Below are 18286 nucleotides of genomic sequence, written 5' to 3'. Positions count from 1 at the left end.
TATAAGGGATCCTTGGCGAAACCACGCAAAAATAGGCAATGGACTGTTAGTTCTCCGGGGCCCACAGTGGAGCCATGGAGACCTTCGAGAGCCTCGTCCGCACCGAGTTCACGCCGAAGAACACCTACCTGAACACGGCCAGCACCGGCCTGCTGCCCGCCCGTACCGTCGCCGCCATGCACACCGCCGTGGAGGCCGCGGCGGCCGGGCGGCCGACCGACATGTTCTCGGACGTCGAGGCGAGCCGCGCGTCCTTCGCACGGCTCGTCTCGGTCCCCGAGCGCCGGGTGGCTGCCGGGGCCTCCGTCGCGGTCTACAGCGGCCTGATCGCCGCCTCCCTCCCGGCGGGCGCCGAAGTCCTCACCGCCGAGGGCGACTTCAGCTCCCTCGTGAACCCCTTCCACGTCCGCCCCGACCTCAAGGTGCGCAGCGTGCCGCTGGAGGGGATCGCCGAGTCCGTGCGGCCCGGCACCGCCCTGGTCGCGGTCAGCGCCGCCCAGTCCGCGGACGGCCGGGTGGCCGACCTGCCCGCGATCCGCCAGGCGGCGCGCGAGCACGGGGCGCGTACGTACATCGACGCGTCCCAGGCGAGCGGATGGCTGGACTTCGACGCGGACGCCTACGACTACTCCGCCTCCGTCGCCTTCAAGTGGCTCGTCTGCCCGCGGGGCGTGGCCTTCCTGGTCGTCCCGGAGGACCTCGGCGGCCTCACCCCGCTGTTCGCCGGCTGGGTCGCGGGGGAGCGCCCCTGGGACGCGTGCTACGGCCCCATCGCCGAACTGGCCCACTCCGCACGGCGGTTCGACGAGAGCCCCGCCCTCTTCTCCTACGCCGGCGCCCGCCGCTCCCTGGAACTGCTGGAGGAACTCGGCGTGGACGCCGTGCGCGCCCACGACCTCGCTCTCGCCGACCGCTTCCGCGCGGGCCTGGCCGCCCTCGGCCACGAGCCCGTCCCCTCGCCCGGCTCGCCGATCGTCTCCGTGCCCGGACTCGGCAGCCGCCAGGAGGCGCTGAGCGCCGCCGGAGTGGAGGTCTCCGACCGCGCGGGCAACCTGCGCGCGGCCTTCCACCTCTACAACACGCCCGCCGATGTCGACCGGCTGCTCGGCGTCCTCTCCGACTGAACCCCTGGCGCCGGCCCCTGCCGGGACGCTAGGAAGGGCACGTGGAGTCCACGGGCGGTACCTCCGCACCGCCGCCTGCCGACGCGGAGGTGCACCGGCGGCTGGTGTACGGCGACGAGTCCGCGCTGGCCGAGGTGTACGTGGCGTACGGCGGGCTGGTGCGCCGGGTCGCCGTGCGCGTGACCCGCTCCCCGGCCGCCGCCGAGGACGTGGCGCAGGAGGTCTTCGCCCATCTGTGGAGCCGGCCCTACACGTTCGACGCGGGCCGTGGCTCGCTGCGCACCTGGCTGTCCGTGCTCGCCCACCGGAGGGCCGTGGACTGGGTGCGCAGCGAGGCCCGGCACCGCAAGGACGCCGGCGCCGACGACTCGGCGCTCCAGGCCATCCCCGACGCCGGGCCCGGCCCCGACGAGACGGTCGTCGACCGCGAGCGCTCCCTGCTGCTGCACACCGCCCTCGCCGAACTACCGCAGCCGCAGCGCGAGGTCGTGCACCTCGCCTACTTCGCCGGCCGCACCTACCGGCAGGCCGCCGTCGAGCTGGGCATACCCGAGGGCACCGCCAAGACCCGGCTGCGCAGCGCCCTGCGCTCCTTGGCGGAAACTTTGGCGGACCCGCCCGACCCCGCGCTCGAAAGGGGCGCATGATGGCGAGAGGGGTACTCGCGGGCAACGGGCACGCAGAGGAGGGACGCGATGACCGACGGGCACGAGGCCGTGCGTGATCTGCTGGCCGCCTGGGCCTTCGGCGCCCTCGACCGGGCCGAGGCGGAGACGGTCTCGGGGCACCTGGCCGGGTGCGAGGGCTGCGCCGCGGAGGCGGCGAGGCTGAAGGAGACGGTACGGCTGCTCGACGGGACGCCGCTCACGGCTCCCACCCGGTCGTCCGACGGGGTGCTCTCCCTCGCGCTGCGCACCCGGACCCCCCTCGCCCGCGTCGCCGCGCACGCCGCCCCCTACGCCGCGGCGGTCGCCGGGCTCAAGGCCCTGCTGCCGGAGCTGGCGGGCCGCTGGACCACGCCGGTCGTGCACGACTGGGACGCGCACGCCACCGTCGCCCACCTCCTGGCCGCCGACGAGCACCTGGCCGGCCGGCTCGGCGTCGACGCGCGCGTGCCGCCCTCGCACATCGAGGAGGGCGCGCACTGGGAGGACGCCTGGATCCGCCGCAGCGCCGACGTCATCGCCCATGAGCACGGCCGTACGCCCGAGGAGACCGTGGCCGACTGGGCCGCGCAGGCCGGGCAGCTGCTCGGCACGCCCGAGGCCCGGGACGTCGAACTCGCCGCGCGGGCCGTGACGTTGATGGGGATGCGGCTGCCCGTCGCCGACCACTTCCTGGTGCGCGGCTTCGAGACGTGGATCCACACCGACGACCTCGGCCGCGCGCTGGGCCTCGCCGTTCCGCTGCCGCCGCCGGAGCACCTGGAGCGGCTGGTCCGCCTGGCCGTCCGCGTCCTCGGACTGGCCCTGGGACCGACCGCGCCCCCGGTGCTGTTCTCGGTCACCGGGGGCGAGGAGTGGGTGCTGGGTTCCGCGGACGAGCCCGTACAGGCCGAACTCAGTCTCGATCCGTACGACTTCTGCCTGCTGGTCGGCGGACGGTACGCCCCGGAGGCGGTGCCCCGGGGAACCACGGGCGACGCGGCCGCCGTACGGAAGGTACTGGAGCGGGCCGCGTCGCTGGCGTGGCTGTGAAACGCACCTGCGCGGTGCTCACTTCACGGGCGTGAAGTCCCGTGCACCGATGAACTCCGGGCGCCGGATCGGAGCCGCGAAGGGCTCCACCGCCGCGTTGTCCACGCTGTTGAACACGATGAACACGTTGCTGCGCGGGAACGGCGTGATGTTGTCGCCGGAGCCGTGCATGCAGTTGCAGTCGAACCAGGTCGCCGAACCGGCCTTGCCCGTGAAAAGCTTGATGCCGTACTCGGACGCCATCTCGGTCAGCGCCTCGTCCGACGGCGTGCCCGCGTCCTGCATCTGGAGGGACTTCTTGTAGTTGTCCCTCGGAGTGGCCCCCGCACACCCGAGGAAGGTCCGGTGCGAGCCGGGCATGATCATCAGCCCGCCGTTGGTGTCGTGGTTCTCGGTCAGCGCGATCGAGACGGACACCGTCCGCATGTTCGGCAGACCGTCCTCGGCGTGCCAGGTCTCGAAGTCCGAGTGCCAGTAGAAGCCACTGGCCCCGAAGCCCGGCTTGACGTTGATCCGCGACTGGTGGACGTACACGTCCGAGCCGAGGATCTGCCGTGCCCGGCCGACGACGCGCTCGTCGCGCACCAGGGCGGCGAACACCTCGCTGAGCTTGTGCACCTCGAAGACGGAGCGGATCTCCTTGGACTTCGGCTCGATGATCGACCGCTCGTCCGCGCGGATCGCCGGGTCGGCGATCAGCCGCTCCAGCTCGCGGTGGTACACGTCCACCTCGTCCGCGCCGATCAGCTGGTCGATGGCGAGGAAGCCGTCACGCTCGAACGACTGGAGGTCGCCGGCCGCGATCGGGCCCGGCGTGTCGGGAGCGCCCCACACGACGGGGTCCTGGCGCGGCGTCGACACCTCGGTGGCGCCGCGGCTGGGGTAGAGATCGGTGACGTTTCCGGTCATGGCGGTGGTCATGGGGTTCTCACACCTCCTCGGGCTCGGTGAGCAGCGGGTACACCCCGTTCTCGTCGTGGTCCTCGCGGCCGGTCACGGGCGGGTTGAAGACACAGATGCAGCGGAAGTCCTCCTTCACCCGCAGTGTGTGCCTCTCGTGGCCGTCCAGGAGGTACATGGTCCCGGGCGTGATCACATGCGTCAGCCCGGTCTCGTGGTCGGTCAGTTCGGCCTCGCCCTCGACGCAGACGACGGCCTCGATGTGGTTCGCGTACCACATCGACGTCTCCGTACCCGCGTACAGGATCGTCTCGTGCAGCGAGAAGCCGACCTTCTCCTTCGCGAGGACGATGCGCTTGCTCTCCCAGGTGCCGGACGCCGATTTCACATGGCGGTCGGTGCCTTCGATGTCCTTGAACGAACGGACGATCACAGTGCTGCGATGCCTCCTAGGTGGGGTGTACTCGGTGCGCCCGGCCGGAGGGACGGCCCATCGGGCGGGCCGTCCGTCGGCCGGGGGTCTTTCGGCGCCGGTCAGGCGGTCTCGGTGACGGCGCGGGCCAGGATGCGGAGCCCCTCGTCGAGCTCGTCCGGGGTGATGGTGAGCGCGGGCAGCAGCTTGAGGACCTCGCTCTCGGGGCCGGACGTCTCCACGAGCAGTCCGAGCTCGAAGGCGCGGCGCGCGACCTGGCCGGCCCGCTCCTTGTCGTGGAACTCCATGCCCCACACCAGCCCGCGGCCCCGGTACTCCTTCACGGCGGGGAGGTTCTCCTCGCAGATGGCGATCAGGCCCTGCTCGATCTGCTCACCGCGGGCCCGGGTCTGCTTCTCCATCGCGCTGCCGTCGGCCCAGTAGGACTCCAGGGCGGCGGTGGCCGTGACGAAGGCGGGGTTGTTGCCGCGGAAGGTGCCGTTGTGCTCACCCGGCTCCCAGATGTCCAGCTCGGGCTTGAACAGGCACAGCGACATGGGCAGGCCGTAGCCGCTGATGGACTTGGACACGGTGACGATGTCCGGGGTGATGCCGGCCTCCTCGAAGGAGAAGAAGGCCCCGGTACGACCACACCCCATCTGGATGTCGTCCACGATGAGCAGCATGTCCTGCCGCTCGCACAGCTCGGCGAGCGCCCGCAGCCACTCCGGACGGGCGACATTGATGCCGCCCTCGCCCTGCACGGTCTCCACGATCACGGCGGCGGGCTTGTTGAGGCCGGAGCCCTGGTCCTCCAGGAGCCGCTCGAACCACAGGAAGTCCTCGACCGCGCCGTTGAAGTAGTTGTCGAACGGCATGGGGGTGCCGTGCACCAGCGGGATGCCGGCGCCGGCCCGCTTGAAGGCGTTGCCGGTGACGGCCAGCGAGCCCAGGGACATGCCGTGGAAGGCGTTGGTGAAGGACACGATGGCCTCGCGGCCCTTCACCTTGCGCGCCAGTTTCAGCGCGGACTCCACGGCGTTGGTGCCGGTCGGGCCCGGGAACATGACCTTGTACGGCAGGTCCCGCGGACGCAGCACCAGGTCCTGGAAGGTCTGCAGGAAGACCCGCTTGGCGCTGGTGGACATGTCGAGCCCGTGCGTGACGCCGTCACGCTCCAGGTAGTCGATCAGCGCCCGTTTCAGGACGGGGTTGTTGTGCCCGTAGTTCAGCGAACCCGCGCCGGCGAAGAAGTCCAGGTACTCGTGGCCGTCCTCGTCGTACATACGGCTGCCCCGCGCGCGGTCGAAGACTGTGGGCCAGCCGCGGCAGTAACTGCGCACCTCGGACTCGAGGGTCTCGAAGACGCTGAGGTCGGGCTGGGTGATGGTCACGACGAATCGCTCCTCGTTGCGTGGGGTGTCAGAGAGAAAGGGGGCCGATGCGGTACAGGACTTCGGGGTCGTGCGGTCCGTCCGGGAACAGGCCGGTGGGGAAGAGCACCTCCCGCTCCAGGGCGGCGCCGTGCCGCTCGGCGAAGGAGTCGAACAGCCGATCGGATGCGGTGTTGCCGGGGGTGATGGTGGTCTCGACGCTCGTGACGCCGTACTCGCGGCCGACCCGCGCGACGAGTCCGTCGAGCAGTGCGGCGGCGATGCCGCGGCCGCGGTACGCGTCGTCCACGGCCACCTGCCAGACGAGGAGGGTGTGCGGGCGGTCCGGGCGGACGTACCCGGTGACGAAGCCGACCGGCTCCCCGCGCTCGTCGCGCGCGACGGCCGACGTGCCGGCGAAGTCGCGGCACCACAGCAGATAGCTGTACGACGAGTTGAGGTCGAGGGCTTTGGAGTCTCTGGCAATACGCCACAGCGCGGCCCCGTCGGCCACCGCCGGACGGTCGATTTGCAGGTCTGCTTGTGCGGCAGTCATGCGAATTGAATTTACCGAGTGAAATTCGAAATTGCATGGCCGGATGGGGTTACGTGTGACGCGGTGATGTGTTATCACGCGGGCGTGAGGGAGGCGCCCCAGAGGGGGCGAGATGCCCTTTTCGCCCCCTTAATACCGCACAAAACGGTCGCGATGTGGAACGCGTCACAGAAGTGTAACTCTCTCGGTACCTGACCGAATTAGTCCGGTCGACGCTCGTGAAATCTCTGCGTTTAGGTTCGGAGAAAGCGGGCAGAAGAGTATGGGGAGCTGCCCTGGAAAAGAATTCCAGAATTACCCTGAATTCAAGCTCCGGTAACCCCGTCGATGTGCTCCCGCAGAATGTCGGCATGACCGTTGTGCCGCGCGTACTCCTCGATCAAGTGCAGGAACACCCATCGCAGGCTGACCTCCGCCCCGGCCATCGGTCCCTCCCCGATCCGCCCCGCACTCTCCAGCGCCCGCCCGGCACACACCTCGCGCCCTCGGGCGATCTCCCGCCGCCAGGTGTCCAGCGCCTCACGGATCCCGCGCCCGGGTTCGAGCCCGTACCCGCTCACTTCTCCTCGCCGTGCACCGGCGGCAGCTCGAGCCCACCCGCCACTCGCTGGAACCAGTTGCGCTCACACTCCGCGAGATGCTGCACCAGTCCGAGCAACGAGAGCTCCGAGGGCCCGGCGGGTGTACTGCGCACCTGCGCGTCCTCCAGTCCCGCGCACTTGAGTTCCAGCGTGGCGCGATGGAAGTCGAGCCAGCTCTCCAGCATGGGCCGCTCGTCGCCGGTCATGAGGGGGACGAGCCGGCCGTCGGGGAGGGTCTGGGGGGTGTCGGCGGTCATAGGGAGAGCCTGGCACGGGGCACCGGGGCGTGGCACGGCGCCCCGGCACCCCGCACCGGGCGCCCGATATCGCCCACCGCTCCCGACTTCTTAGGTCCGGCGGCCACGGAGCCATCGGATTGGTTTGAGGACCCCAAACGTTTCCTTATAATCGGAACTCAATGTTCCCTCACAGGAGGCCCCCCGTGAAGACGACCCTCGGGCGCCGGACCCGCATTCTGGCCGCCACCACCGCGACGGCCGGGCTGGTGCTCGTGGCCGGCTGCTCCTCCAGCGACGACGGCGGCAGCGGCTCGAAGACCGCGGCCGGCGGTGTCGAGCTCGTCAAGGCGGGCCGGCTCACCACCTGCACCCACCTGCCCTACCCGCCCTTCCAGTCGGAGATCGACGGCAAGGTGCAGGGCTTCGACGTCGCCCTGATCGACCTGGTCGCGGGGAACCTGGGCGTGCAGCAGGAGATCCTCGACACGCCCTTCGAGAACTTCAAGACGGGCGCCTTCCTGAACTCCGGCGAGTGCGACCTCGCCGCCGCCGGCATGACCATCACCGACGAGCGCAAGAAGAACGTCGACTTCTCCGACCCGTACTTCGAGGCCACCCAGGCCGTCCTGGTCGACAGGAAGAGCGGCATCTCCTCCTTCGCCGACCTCAAGGGCAAGAAGGTCGGCGCCCAGGCGCAGACCACCGGCGAGGACTACGCCAAGAGCAAGGGCCTGGACCCGGTCTCCTTCGAGTCCTCCGACGCCGTCCTCAACGGCCTGCGCACCGGCCAGGTCGAGGCCGTCGTCATCGACTACCCGGTCGTCCAGGGCTGGCTGAAGGACAAGGCCAACGCCGCCGCCTTCGAGGTCGCCGAGCAGGTCAACACCGGTGAGCAGTACGGCGTCACGGTGAAGAAGGGCAACGACAAGCTTCGCGAGGCCGTCAACAAGGCGATCAAGGACGCGAAGGCCGACGGCACGTACAAGAAGCTGTACGAGCAGTGGATCGGCCCGTACGACGAGTCCGCCGCCTCTCCGTCGCCCGCCGCCTGAGCCCGATGAGCGGCGCAGAGGTACCACTCCGGCCGAAGAAGCAGGGCCTGACCCGGCGCCAGAAGCGGAGCCTGTCGCGCGGCGTCCAGTACGTCGTCTTCGTCGCGGCCGTGATCGCCTTCGCGGTCGCGGCCGACTGGGGCCGGCTGAAGAACCAGTTCGCGCAAGGGTCGATCGCCCGGGAGATGTTCCCGGACGTCATCACCCTCGCGCTGAAGAACACCGTGCTGTACACCGTGTCGGGCTTCGTCGTCGGACTGGTCCTCGGCATGGTGATCGCGCTGATGCGGCTGTCGTCCGTGGGCCCCTACCGCTGGGTCGCCGGCATCTACATCGAGATCTTCCGCGGCCTGCCCGCCCTGCTGATCTTCATCTTCATCGGCGTGGCCGTACCCCTGGCCTTCCCCGGCACGGAGATCCCGGGCGGCACCTACGGCAAGGTCGCGCTCGCGCTCGGCCTGGTCGCCGCCGCGTACATGGCGGAGACGATCCGCGCGGGCATCCAGGCGGTGCCCAAGGGGCAGATGGAGGCGGCGCGTTCGCTCGGCTTCTCGCCGGCCCGCGCCATGATCTCGATCATCATCCCGCAGGCGTTCCGGATCATCCTGCCGCCGCTCACCAACGAACTCGTCCTGCTGTTCAAGGACTCCTCGCTGGTGCTGTTCCTCGGTGTGACGCTTCAGGAGCGCGAGCTGTCCAAGTTCGGGCGCGACCTGGCCAGCCAGACCGCCAACTCCACGCCGATCCTGGTCGCGGGCCTGTGCTACCTGCTGGTCACGATCCCGCTCGGCTTCGTCGTACGCCGTATGGAGGCCAAGGCCCAGGAGGCAGTGAAATGAGCGAGAGCCTTCGCGAGCCGGCCGCGGAGATCGAGGTCCGCGGCCTGCACAAGTCCTTCGGCGACAACGAGGTGCTGCGCGGCATCGACCTGGAGATCGCGCAGGGCGAGGTCGTGTGCGTCATCGGCCCGTCCGGCTCGGGCAAGTCGACGCTGCTGCGGTGCGTCAACCTGCTGGAGGAGCCCACCAAGGGCCAGGTCTTCGTCGGCGGCACCGAGCTCACCGATCCGGACGTCGACATCGACGCCGTACGCCGCGGCATCGGCATGGTCTTCCAGCAGTTCAACCTGTTCCCGCATCTCACGGTGACCGAGAACCTCACCCTGCCGCAGCGCCGGGTCCTCGGGCGTGACAAGGCGGCCGCCGCGAAGGTCGCCGCCGAGAACCTGGAGCGGGTCGGCCTGTCGGAGAAGGCGACCGCGTACCCGGCGTCCCTCTCCGGCGGCCAGCAGCAGCGCGTCGCCATCGCCCGCGCCCTCGCCATGGGCCCGCAGGTGATGCTCTTCGACGAGCCGACGTCCGCGCTCGACCCCGAGCTGGTGGGGGACGTCCTGGCGGTCATGCGCATGCTCGCCGACGAGGGCATGACCATGATGGTCGTCACGCACGAGATGACCTTCGCGCGCGAGGTCGCCGACCGGGTCGTCTTCATGGACGGCGGAGTGGTCGTCGAGGACGGCACCCCGGACCGGGTCATCGGCAACCCGGCCCACGAGCGGACCCGCCACTTCCTGTCCCGGCTGCTGGACCCGGCGATGGCCGAGGTCGAGGACGAGGAGAGCGCCCCGTAAGGGGCGCGGGGAACTGCGCGACCAGCCTCAAGGAACCCGCAGCCGACGAACTATCGTGCGTGGCATGAGCAATCGTGCGGTGCTGCATGTAAAAGGCCGGGTTCTCGTCGGCCCGGAAGACGTCCGGGACGAACTGTGGGTCGTCGACGGCCGGATCTCCTACGACCGTCCCGTCGGCGCCCACGACGTCCGTACCGTTCAGGGCTGGGTCCTGCCCGGTCTCGTCGACGCGCACTGCCATGTCGGCCTCGGCGCGCACGGCCCGGTCGACGACGACGTCGCCGAGAAGCAGGCCCTCACCGACCGTGAGGCGGGCACCCTGCTGATCCGCGACGCCGGCTCGCCCTCCGACACCCGCTGGGTCGACGACCGTGACGACCTGCCGAAGATCATCAGGGCCGGCCGGCACATCGCCCGCACCCGCCGCTACATCCGCGGCTACGCCCACGAGATCGAGCCGGAGGACCTGGTCGCCTACGTCGCCCAGGAGGCCCGGCGCGGCGACGGCTGGGTCAAGCTGGTCGGCGACTGGATCGACCGCGACCTCGGGGACCTCGCGCCCACCTGGCCCCGCGAGGCCGTCGAGGCGGGCATCGCGGAGGCGCACCGGCTGGGCGCCCGGGTCACCGCGCACTGCTTCGCCGAGAGTTCGCTGAGGGACCTGGTCGAGGCCGGCATCGACTGCGTCGAGCACGCCACGGGCCTGACGGACGACCTGATCCCGCTGTTCGCCGAGCGCGGGGTGGCCATCGTCCCCACCCTCGTCAACATCGCGACCTTCCCGAACCTGGCCGACGGCGGCCAGTCCAAGTACCCGCGCTGGTCGGACCACATGCGCCGGCTGTACGAGCGCCGCTACGACACGGTCCGTGCCGCCTACGACGCCGGGATCCCCGTCTTCGTCGGCACCGACGCCGGCGGCACCCTGCCGCACGGGCTCGTGGCGGCCGAGGTGGCGGAGCTGGTCACCGCCGGCATCCCCGCCGTGGAGGCCCTCGCGGCGACGACCTGGGGGGCTCGGGCCTGGCTCGGCCGGCCGGGCCTGGAGGAGGGCGCGGCAGCGGACCTCGTGGTGTACGAGAGCGACCCCCGCGCGGACGTCCGCGTCCTCGCGGCACCCCGGCGGATCGTCCTCGACGGGCGGGTCGTCGGCTAGCCGCCCGTTCACTCAGCGTGACAGGCGTCGGACCAGGCTGTTGCGCAGCCTCCCTGGCGTGCGCCGATGCCGCCACACGCGCGCTCGCACAGGAGGGGGTACAGCGGTGACTTGAAGGAACATCCGTGCCCGGGGATTCGAAAAGGTTCACGGGAAAGTCACGTTGGAGTGAAGTAGCGCCGGAATGCTGACTGTTCACTCTCAGTGCGCAATTCTTGCCGGGTCCCGAGCAAGTCTCCTCTGGGGGTCCCCACCTTGAACGGCAAGAACTTCCGCCTGCCCGCACGCCGTCTCGCCACCGTCGCGACGGCCACCGCCCTGACCGCCGCCCCGGTCGTCATGGGCGTCGCGGGCCCCGCACACGCGACCGGCGACGAGGGTCGCGCGAGCGCCGTCGTGCTCCGTACCGGGCTCGACGTCTCCCTGCTCAACAAGACCGTGAACGTCCCGCTCGCGGTCTCCCTGAACGAGGTCCAGGCGCCGCAGAGCGCCGAGAAGGCCACCCTGACGGCCGAGTTGAACGGCGTCGACGGCGGCCGGCCCTTCAGCGTCCTGAACGCCGAGGTCGCCCGGTCCAAGGCGACCGTCGAGGACGGCAGGGCCGAGGGGTACACCAACCTCGCCCACGCCAAGGTCCACGTCCCCGGCCTGCCGCTGCTGTCGCTCATCGAGGTCGGCCAGGTCACCTCCAGGGCGACCTGCGAGGCCGGCAAGGCGCCGACCGCCTCCTCCAACCTGCTCGGCGACGTCACCGTGCTGGGCAAGAAGGTCACGCTGACCGCCGGCGGCACCACGAACGTCGAGGTGCCCGGCGTCGGCGAGGTGCGGCTCGACTACTCCAAGACCGAGAAGACCTCGCGCACCGCCGCCGCCACCGCGCTCGAACTCAAGGTCTCCGTCAATCCGCTGAAGCTGAACGTCGCCGAGGTCGAGGGCACCCTGACGCTGGCGAAGGCGACCTGCGAGACCCCGGCCGCGCCCGAGCAGCAGGCCGAGCCGAGCACCGAACCGGCCGGCGACGTGAAGCCCCAGGGCGGGCCCGCCGACGAGGGGCTCGCCGAGACCGGCGGCAACTCCATGACGCCGTACATCGCGGGCGGCGCGGTGGCCCTGCTCCTCGTGGGCGGCGGCGCGGTGGCCGTGGCCCGACGCGGCCGCAACTGACCGCGAGGCGCACGGAAGCGGACGGCGCGCCGGCTCAGCGCGCCGTCGACTTCAGCGCCCGCTCCAGTGCCCGCAGGAACCCGCTGACGGTCGCGCGGTCCCGCACCGCGAGGCGCAGCCACTCCTCGCCGAGGCCGGGGAAGGTGTCCCCGCGCCGGACCGCGTACCCGAGGTCGCGCAGGTGCCGGCGCACCGCGGCCGCCCCCGGCAGCCGTACGAGCACGAAGGGGCCCTCGGCCGGTTCCACCACCCGCAGCCCCGCCGCCGCGAAGTCGGCCAGTCCCGCGACGAGATGGGCCCGGTCGGCGGCGATGCGGTGGGCCGCGTGGGCCGCCTCCGCCAGCGCCTGCGACGACACACAGGCCGCGGCGGCGGCCAGCGCCGGCGTGGAGACCGGCCACAGTGGCTGGGCGCTCTCCAGCTCGGCGACGGTCTCCGGGGCGGCCAGGACGTAGCCGATCCGCAGCCCGGCCAGCCCCCAGGTCTTGGTCAGGCTGCGCAGCACCACCAGACCCGGCACGTCCGTCCGCCCGGCGAGCGCCTCCCGCTCGCCCGGCACCGCGTCCATGAACGCCTCGTCCACCACCAGCGTCCGCCCGGGCCGCGCCAGTTCGGCGATCGACCCGGCCGGGTGCAGGACCGACGTCGGGTTGGTCGGGTTGCCGATCACCACCAGGTCGGCGTCCTCGGGGACGGCCCGCGGATCGAGCCGGAAGCCGTCCTCCTCCCGCAGCAGCACCCGGTCGACGGTGTGCCCGGCGTCCCGCAGCGCCGCCTCCGGCTCCGTGAACTGCGGGTGCACGACCACCGGCCGGCGCACCTTCAGGGCGCGGGCCAGCAGCACGAACGCCTCCGCCGCCCCCGCCGTCAGCAGCACCCGCTCCGTCGGCAGCCCGTGCCGCGCCGCGACCGCCGCCCGCGCGGCCCGCCCGTCCGGGTAGGCCGCGAGCGAGCCCAGCGACCCGGCGATGCGCTCGCGCAGCCACCCGGGCGGCGTGTCCGCGCGGACGTTCACGGCCAGGTCGACCAGCGCCGAGCCGTCGTCACGGACCTCCGCGTCGCCGTGATGGCGCAGGTCGTGCGCCTCAGTGGGCATGCGAGTGGGCGCCGTGGTGGTGATGACCGTGCCCGTGGTGGTGGTCGTCGTCGTCCGGGTGGAAGTGCGGCTGCTGCGGCATGCCGACCTTGTCCTCGAAGCCGGGCAGCGCGATGCGGTACACGCACGAGTCGCAGTTCATCCGCAGGTCGCCCTTCACGGCCTCCTCGTAGCGCTCCATCACCAGGTCCAGCAGCTCCGGCTCGGGACCGATGACGTCCGCCGAGCGCACGTCGATCTCCGGGTGGGCGGCAGCCCAGCCCTCCGTCTGGTGGCGCACCCGGTCCGGCAGGATCCCGGTGAACAGGAAGTAGGGCAGCACGACGATCTTCCGTGCCCCCAGCTTCACGCACCGGTCGAGCCCGCTGGGCACGTCCGGCGCCGCCAGCGACACGAACGCCGTCTCCACGCCCGCGTAACCGCGCCCCTCCCACAGCAGCCGCGCCGCCTTGTGCACCTCGGCGTTGGCGTCCGGGTCGGTCGAGCCGCGCCCCACCAGCAGCACCGTGACCTCGGCCCGGTCGCCGGGCGTGCGGCTGCCCTCGGCGCCGAGGGCCTCGTCCAGCCGCCGCTCCAGCACGGACAGCAGCGACGGGTGCGGGCCCAGCGGGCGGCCGTAGGTGTAGGAGATCCCGGGGTGGCGCTCCTTCTCGCGGGCGAGTGCGGCCGGGATGTCGCCCTTGGCGTGCCCGGCGGACACCAGCATCAGCGGCACCGCGGCGAACCGCCGGACGCCGCGCTCGACCAGTTCGGTGACGGCCTCGCCCAGCGGCGGCGGGGACAGCTCGATGAAGCCGCCCGCGACGGGCAGTTCGGGGTGGCGGCGCCCCAGCTCCCGGACGAAGTCGCGGAACGCCTCGGCTCCGGCTTCGTCCCGGGTGCCATGACCGGCGATGAGCAGGGCGGGCGGCGGGGTGGTCACGATTTCTCCTCGGAGTGCGAAACGGGGTGGTACAGCAGGGCGTTGAGCGCGGCGGAGGCCACGGCCGAGCCGCCCTTCTCGGACACGTTGCTCACGGCGGGCAGCCCGCTCTCGCGCAACGCGGCCTTGGACTCGACCGCGCCGACGAAGCCGACGGGCAGGCCGATGACGAGCGCGGGGGAGACGTCCAGGGTCAGCAGCTCCTCCAGGGCGGTCGGCGCGTTGCCGATCACCCACAGCGCACCCGGACCGACCTGCTCGTGGGCGAGCCGGATCGCGTGCGCGGAACGCGTCAGCCCCGGACCGGCCACGGCGTCCCCGAGCCGGCAGACGGTCTCGCGGCGGGTGATCCCGGCGGCCACCATCTCCACGTCGGTGACCACGGGAGCCCCGGCATGCAGCGCCGCGTGCGCCTTCGCCAGCTCCCCCTCGTCCATGACGAGATCGGACGCGTAGTCGAGGTCGGCGGCCGAGTGGACGACCCGCTCCACCACCGCCCGGGTCAGCGGCGGGAGGTGCGAGGTGTCCAGCCGGGCACGCATGCGCCGGTAGGACTCCACCTCTATCGGATGGACGACTCGGTTCACCTCGGGCCCTCCTGCGATGCCTGCCAGCGGTAGCCGCGCGGCGTCACCATGCGCCCGGCGACGTCCCGGGTCGCCGTGTTGCCGACGGTCACGACCGTCATCATGTCGACCGTCGCCGGGTCCAGGGAGCCCAGTGTCGTGAGCCGACTGGACTCGTCCGGCCGCGACGCGTTCCGTACGACCCCGACCGGCGTCGTGGGCGTCCGGTGCTCGGCGAGGATCGCCAGTGCCTTGGGCAGCTGCCAGTCGCGCCCCCGGGAACGGGGGTTGTAGAAGGTGACCACGATGTCCGCCTCGGCCGCCGCCCGCACCCGCCGCTCGATGACCTCCCACGGAGTGTGCAGGTCGGACAGGCTGATCGACACGTGGTCGTGGCCGAGCGGGGCGCCGAGGATCGCGGCGGCGGCGAGCGCGGCCGTCACCCCCGGTACGCCGATCACGTCGATGTCGTCGGACGCCTCCGCGAGCGCGGGGGAGGCCATGGCGTACACGCCGGCGTCCCCGCTGCCGATCAGCGTGACGGCCTGCCCCTTGCGGGCCTCCTCGACGGCCGTGCGCGCCCGCTCCTCCTCGGCGCCGAGCCCGGACTGAAGGATCCGGGTGCCGGGCCGCAGCAGGTCGCGGATCTGGTCGACGTACTGGTCCAGCCCGACCAGCACCGACGCCCGCCGCAGCTCCGCCCTGGCACGCGGCGTCAGCAGGTCACGGGCGCCTGGCCCGAGACCGACGACCGAGAGCCGCCCGCGCCCAGGACGCCGTACGACGGCACAGGTCGCCATCGCCGGGCGCCCGTCGGCACGCGCGGACTTCCGCTTCGGTACGAGGAGTTCACCGCCGCCGACGAGCGCGGCGGCCTCGGCGACCGAGGGGGTGCCCACGGCGGCCAGCGGCGCGTCGGAGGGGTTGGGGACCTCCACCACGGCCAGCTCGTCCGCGGAGTGGGTGACGAGCGGGACACCGAGGCGCTCGGCGGCCTCGACGATGCCGGGCTCGTCGGCCTTGGCGTCGACGGTGGCGAGCCGGGCGAGGGAGACGGGGGACAGACCGGCGTCCCGCAGCGCGCTCTCGACCAGCCCGAGCACCTCGTCGGCCGGCGCGCCCCTGGACGCCCCGACGCCGACGACGAGCGACGGCGGACGCAGCACGACCTCCCGCTCGCCGGGCTCCACCAGCCGGTCCGTCACCCGGATCGTGTACGCCCCCTCGGCGCCGGCCCGCAGCGGCGGCAGCGGCCAGGCCACCTCGGCCCGCAGCGCCACCGGCTCCCCGTCGAGCAGCGCTCGCGAGACCCCGGCGACATCGCCCTCGACGGGCAGCCCGAGCGTGTCCAGACCGGGCACCCCCACGGCATCGGTCGCCGTCGTCACCACCGGCTCGGCGCCCAGCAACTCACCCACCTCACGGGCGAGTTCGTTGGCGCCGCCGCCGTGCCCGCCGACCAGCGACACGGCGAACCGCCCGCCCTCGTCGACGCACACCACACCCGGGTCGGACGCCTTGTCACCCAGCAGCGGGGCGATCAGCCGGACGACCGCGCCGGTCGCCAGGAAACACACGAGCTGCTCGCACTCCGCGAACGCCCGCCGCACGGCGTCCCCGACGGGCCCGTCGTACACGCGCACCCGGTCCGGCCACGCCGCGGCCAGCCGGTCCCGCGCCGCCGCCCCCGCCGCGGTGGCGGAAATGAGGCCGATCACCGATCAACTCCCTCACGGTCCAGGGGCTTTCTGACACCCCACAACAGGAACACCGGATTCGTCGACGCGAGCCGCGTCACATCCCCCGGCAGCGGCGCGAGCCGCGAGGAGTGCAGCAGCACCCCGTCGCAGTCGAACCCGGCGCAGCTCAGCGCCTCGCGGGCGGCCGGCACCCGGTCCAGCGCCGCCATCGCGACGACCACCGCACGCCGGGCGCGCCGCGCGCACGCGGTGACGATGGCCGGCAGCTCGCGCCCCCCGCCGCCGATGAACACGGCGTCCGGGGCCTCCAGGTCGGACAGGACGGTGGGCGCCGCGCCGTGCACGACATGGACGTCGACGCCGTGCGCGTCGGCGTTGGCGCGGATCCGCTCGATCCCGTCCCGGGTCTTCTCGACCGCGGTGACGGCGGCACCCAGCCGCGCGCACTCCACGGCCACCGACCCCGAGCCCGCGCCGACGTCCCACACCAGGTCGCCGAGGTGCGGGCCGAGGCGGGCCAGGGCGAGCGCCCGTACCTCGAACTTGGTGATCATCGAGTCGCGGTGGGCGAACTCGCCCTCGTCCAGCGCCCACTCGGTCGGCCCGGCACCCGCCCCGGCGACCGTGCGCGGCCCGCCGAGCGCCCGCGCCGGGTCCAGACACAGCACCACGTTCACGGACGTGCCCCAGTCACGCGCGGCGGCCTCGGCGGGCGTCACCCGCTCCACGCGCTCGTCCCCGGTACCCAGCGCGGAGGCGACGACGAGCACCCGCGCGTCGGCCTTGCGGGCGAGCGCCGCGCCCAGTTCCGCGGGCCCGGAACCCGGGCCGGTCAGCACGGCCACCTTCGGACGGGCCCGGCACACGTTCACGGCCGTACGCAGCTCCCGCCCGTGCGCGCTGACGACGACCGCGTCGTCCCAGGGCAGCCCGATCCGGGCGAACGCGGCGGCGACGGACGACACCCCCGGCCGCACCCGCAGCCGCTCCGACCCGAACCGCTCCGCCAGTACCCGCACGATCCCGAAGAACCCGGGGTCGCCCGAGGCCAGCACGACCACGAGCCGGTCCTTCTCCACGTACTCCGCGATGGTGTCGAGAGCCGGAGCCAGCGCCCCGAGCACGACCCGCTCCACGTCGTCGCCCGGGGCGGCGGCGTCCAGGTGCCGCCGCCCCCCGACGACGAGTTCGGCCCCGGCGAGGACGTCCTCGGGCAGCGGCTCGCCCGTCCCCGTGCCGACGACGGTGATCACGTGCCGGCTCCCCGCTCCCGCAGGGCCTTGCGGGCCTGCGGGTCGGCCTTGCGGTACCCGTGGAAGTGACCGGGGTGGTACAGGTGCGAGCGCGTGCCGTGGGCGTCGAGCGCCGGGCCGACCAGGAACAGGGTGTGCTTCCAGAGCTTGTGCTCCTTGACGGTCTCCTCCAGCGTCCCGATGGTGCACCGCACCACCAGCTCCTCCGGCCAGGTCGCCTGGTAGGCGACGACGACCGGCGTGGACGTCGGATACCCGCCCTCCAGCAGCTCCCGCACGAGCTGCCCGCTGCGGGCGGCCGACAGGAAGATCGCCATCGTCGTGCCGTGCTTGGCGAACTCCCGCACCTCCTCGCCGGGCGGCATCGGCGTCTTGCCGCCGCCGAGCCGGGTCAGCACCACGGACTGGGCGACCTCGGGGATCGTCAGCTCCCGCCGGGCGAGCGCGGCCACGGCGGAGAAGGCGGAGACGCCGGGGACGACCTCGGTGGCGATGCCGATCGAGGCGCACCGGTCGAGCTGCTCCTGCGTGCCGCCCCACAGCGCCGGGTCGCCCGAGTGGACACGGGCGACCTTGAGGCACCCGGCCCACGCCCGCTCGTACACGCCGACGACGTCCTCCAGGGACATGGTCGCCGAGTCGAGGATCTCGGCGTCCTTTCGCGCGTGCTGGAGGACCTCCGCCTGGACCAGGCTGGCCGCCCAGATCACGATGTCGGCCTCGGCGATGGCGCGCGCGGCACGGAACGTCAGCAGATCGGCGGCGCCGGGGCCGGCACCGACGAAGGTCACTTTGCCGGTGGGGGCATCGGCCATGGGGATCGGTCCTCTCCTACAGGTACAGGGGGTTGGTGGGCGCGGGGCGG

At 72.3% G+C, this 18286-nt stretch carries 18 protein-coding genes and 1 pseudogene; 8 read left to right on the top strand and 11 right to left on the bottom strand.

From position 1 onward, the window contains the following. The first annotated feature begins 74 nt into the window (after nucleotides 1–74). Genes AC3ETA_RS33500 through AC3ETA_RS33490 form a run of 3 tightly spaced genes read left to right on the top strand, consistent with a single transcriptional unit; the run spans nucleotide 75 to nucleotide 2821 of the window. Complete coding sequence (locus AC3ETA_RS33500) at nucleotides 75–1124, top strand: aminotransferase class V-fold PLP-dependent enzyme (RefSeq protein ID WP_432196653.1); 1050 nt, start codon at nucleotides 75–77, stop codon at nucleotides 1122–1124. 41 nt (nucleotides 1125–1165) lie between these two features. Beyond that, entirely contained in the window at nucleotides 1166–1771 is a 606-nt protein-coding gene (locus tag AC3ETA_RS33495; protein WP_432196652.1) for an RNA polymerase sigma factor, read from the top strand. A 48-nt stretch (nucleotides 1772–1819) separates the two neighbouring features. Then, nucleotides 1820–2821, top strand: a complete 1002-nt coding sequence (locus AC3ETA_RS33490) for a maleylpyruvate isomerase family mycothiol-dependent enzyme (RefSeq protein ID WP_432196651.1) — start codon at nucleotides 1820–1822, stop codon at nucleotides 2819–2821. An 18-nt stretch (nucleotides 2822–2839) separates the two neighbouring features. On the opposite strand, the gene thpD is transcribed toward AC3ETA_RS33490, so the two are convergent. From thpD to AC3ETA_RS33465, 5 genes and pseudogenes are all read right to left on the bottom strand, one after another. After that, nucleotides 2840–3742 (bottom strand): ectoine hydroxylase, encoded by a 903-nt coding sequence (thpD, locus tag AC3ETA_RS33485; protein ID WP_432196650.1) that lies wholly within the window; start codon nucleotides 3740–3742, stop codon nucleotides 2840–2842. Between the two features lie 7 nt (nucleotides 3743–3749). Beyond that, nucleotides 3750–4154: an ectoine synthase gene (locus AC3ETA_RS33480; RefSeq protein ID WP_030950026.1), complete on the bottom strand. Its 405-nt coding sequence runs from the start codon at nucleotides 4152–4154 to the stop codon at nucleotides 3750–3752. A gap of 101 nt (nucleotides 4155–4255) precedes the next feature. Beyond that, entirely contained in the window at nucleotides 4256–5527 is a 1272-nt protein-coding gene (gene ectB, locus AC3ETA_RS33475) for a diaminobutyrate--2-oxoglutarate transaminase (protein ID WP_432196649.1), read from the bottom strand. A gap of 28 nt (nucleotides 5528–5555) precedes the next feature. Further along, on the bottom strand, nucleotides 5556–6062 hold the full coding sequence (gene ectA, locus AC3ETA_RS33470; RefSeq protein WP_432196648.1) for a diaminobutyrate acetyltransferase: 507 nt from the start codon (nucleotides 6060–6062) through the stop codon (nucleotides 5556–5558). 305 nt (nucleotides 6063–6367) lie between these two features. Further along, nucleotides 6368–6900 (bottom strand): annotated as a pseudogene (locus AC3ETA_RS33465) (DinB family protein). 185 nt (nucleotides 6901–7085) lie between these two features. Between AC3ETA_RS33465 and AC3ETA_RS33460 the strand changes: the two are divergent. The 5 genes from AC3ETA_RS33460 (at nucleotide 7086) to AC3ETA_RS33440 (ending at nucleotide 11884) form a co-directional block, all read left to right on the top strand. Continuing rightward, nucleotides 7086–7934, top strand: a complete 849-nt coding sequence (locus tag AC3ETA_RS33460; RefSeq protein ID WP_432196647.1) for an ABC transporter substrate-binding protein — start codon at nucleotides 7086–7088, stop codon at nucleotides 7932–7934. 5 nt (nucleotides 7935–7939) lie between these two features. Beyond that, entirely contained in the window at nucleotides 7940–8773 is an 834-nt protein-coding gene (locus tag AC3ETA_RS33455) for an amino acid ABC transporter permease (RefSeq protein ID WP_432196646.1), read from the top strand. Continuing rightward, the gene (locus AC3ETA_RS33450) at nucleotides 8770–9564 is read left to right on the top strand and encodes an amino acid ABC transporter ATP-binding protein (RefSeq protein WP_432196645.1); all 795 of its coding nucleotides are present in this window, start codon (nucleotides 8770–8772) and stop codon (nucleotides 9562–9564) included. The genes AC3ETA_RS33455 and AC3ETA_RS33450 overlap by 4 nt, the downstream gene beginning before the upstream one ends. 64 nt (nucleotides 9565–9628) lie before the next feature. After that, complete coding sequence (locus AC3ETA_RS33445; RefSeq protein ID WP_432196644.1) at nucleotides 9629–10720, top strand: amidohydrolase family protein; 1092 nt, start codon at nucleotides 9629–9631, stop codon at nucleotides 10718–10720. A 255-nt stretch (nucleotides 10721–10975) separates the two neighbouring features. Further along, a complete protein-coding gene (locus AC3ETA_RS33440) occupies nucleotides 10976–11884 on the top strand; it encodes an SCO1860 family LAETG-anchored protein (RefSeq protein WP_432196643.1) in 909 nt (302 codons plus the stop codon). Nucleotides 11885–11918: 34 nt separating this feature from the next. On the opposite strand, the gene cobC is transcribed toward AC3ETA_RS33440, so the two are convergent. From cobC to cobM, 6 genes are read right to left on the bottom strand one after another with little or no spacing between them, the layout of a single operon-like run. Next, nucleotides 11919–12980, bottom strand: a complete 1062-nt coding sequence (gene cobC, locus AC3ETA_RS33435) for an Rv2231c family histidinol phosphate aminotransferase CobC (protein ID WP_432196642.1) — start codon at nucleotides 12978–12980, stop codon at nucleotides 11919–11921. Next, entirely contained in the window at nucleotides 12970–13902 is a 933-nt protein-coding gene (locus AC3ETA_RS33430) for a sirohydrochlorin chelatase (RefSeq protein ID WP_432196641.1), read from the bottom strand. Before AC3ETA_RS33430 ends, cobC begins: the two co-directional genes overlap by 11 nt. After that, entirely contained in the window at nucleotides 13899–14489 is a 591-nt protein-coding gene (locus AC3ETA_RS33425) for a precorrin-8X methylmutase (protein WP_432196640.1), read from the bottom strand. The genes AC3ETA_RS33430 and AC3ETA_RS33425 overlap by 4 nt, the downstream gene beginning before the upstream one ends. Beyond that, entirely contained in the window at nucleotides 14486–16186 is a 1701-nt protein-coding gene (gene cobJ / locus AC3ETA_RS33420; RefSeq protein WP_432196639.1) for a precorrin-3B C(17)-methyltransferase, read from the bottom strand. Before cobJ ends, AC3ETA_RS33425 begins: the two co-directional genes overlap by 4 nt. Continuing rightward, on the bottom strand, nucleotides 16183–17421 hold the full coding sequence (gene cbiE, locus AC3ETA_RS33415) for a precorrin-6y C5,15-methyltransferase (decarboxylating) subunit CbiE (protein WP_432196638.1): 1239 nt from the start codon (nucleotides 17419–17421) through the stop codon (nucleotides 16183–16185). Before cbiE ends, cobJ begins: the two co-directional genes overlap by 4 nt. Beyond that, on the bottom strand, nucleotides 17418–18236 hold the full coding sequence (cobM, locus tag AC3ETA_RS33410) for a precorrin-4 C(11)-methyltransferase (protein WP_432196637.1): 819 nt from the start codon (nucleotides 18234–18236) through the stop codon (nucleotides 17418–17420). Before cobM ends, cbiE begins: the two co-directional genes overlap by 4 nt. Nucleotides 18237–18286: the final 50 nt, after the last annotated feature.

This window comes from Streptomyces sp. bgisy027 (assembly GCF_057710365.1).
This window is presented reverse-complemented; position numbering and strand designations above follow the sequence as displayed.

What these genes read in the sequence shown, in the direction of transcription:
- AC3ETA_RS33500 (WP_432196653.1), top strand. Translation starts at nt 75, where the DNA reads ATGGAGACCTTCGAGAGCCTCGTCCGCACCGAGTTCACGCCGAAGAAC.
- AC3ETA_RS33490 (WP_432196651.1), top strand. Translation starts at nt 1,820, where the DNA reads ATGACCGACGGGCACGAGGCCGTGCGTGATCTGCTGGCCGCCTGGGCC.
- thpD (WP_432196650.1), bottom strand. Translation starts at nt 3,742, where the DNA reads ATGACCACCGCCATGACCGGAAACGTCACCGATCTCTACCCCAGCCGC.
- ectA (WP_432196648.1), bottom strand. Translation starts at nt 6,062, where the DNA reads ATGACTGCCGCACAAGCAGACCTGCAAATCGACCGTCCGGCGGTGGCC.
- AC3ETA_RS33455 (WP_432196646.1), top strand. Translation starts at nt 7,940, where the DNA reads ATGAGCGGCGCAGAGGTACCACTCCGGCCGAAGAAGCAGGGCCTGACC.
- AC3ETA_RS33450 (WP_432196645.1), top strand. Translation starts at nt 8,770, where the DNA reads ATGAGCGAGAGCCTTCGCGAGCCGGCCGCGGAGATCGAGGTCCGCGGC.
- AC3ETA_RS33445 (WP_432196644.1), top strand. Translation starts at nt 9,629, where the DNA reads ATGAGCAATCGTGCGGTGCTGCATGTAAAAGGCCGGGTTCTCGTCGGC.
- cobC (WP_432196642.1), bottom strand. Translation starts at nt 12,980, where the DNA reads ATGCCCACTGAGGCGCACGACCTGCGCCATCACGGCGACGCGGAGGTC.
- cobM (WP_432196637.1), bottom strand. Translation starts at nt 18,236, where the DNA reads ATGGCCGATGCCCCCACCGGCAAAGTGACCTTCGTCGGTGCCGGCCCC.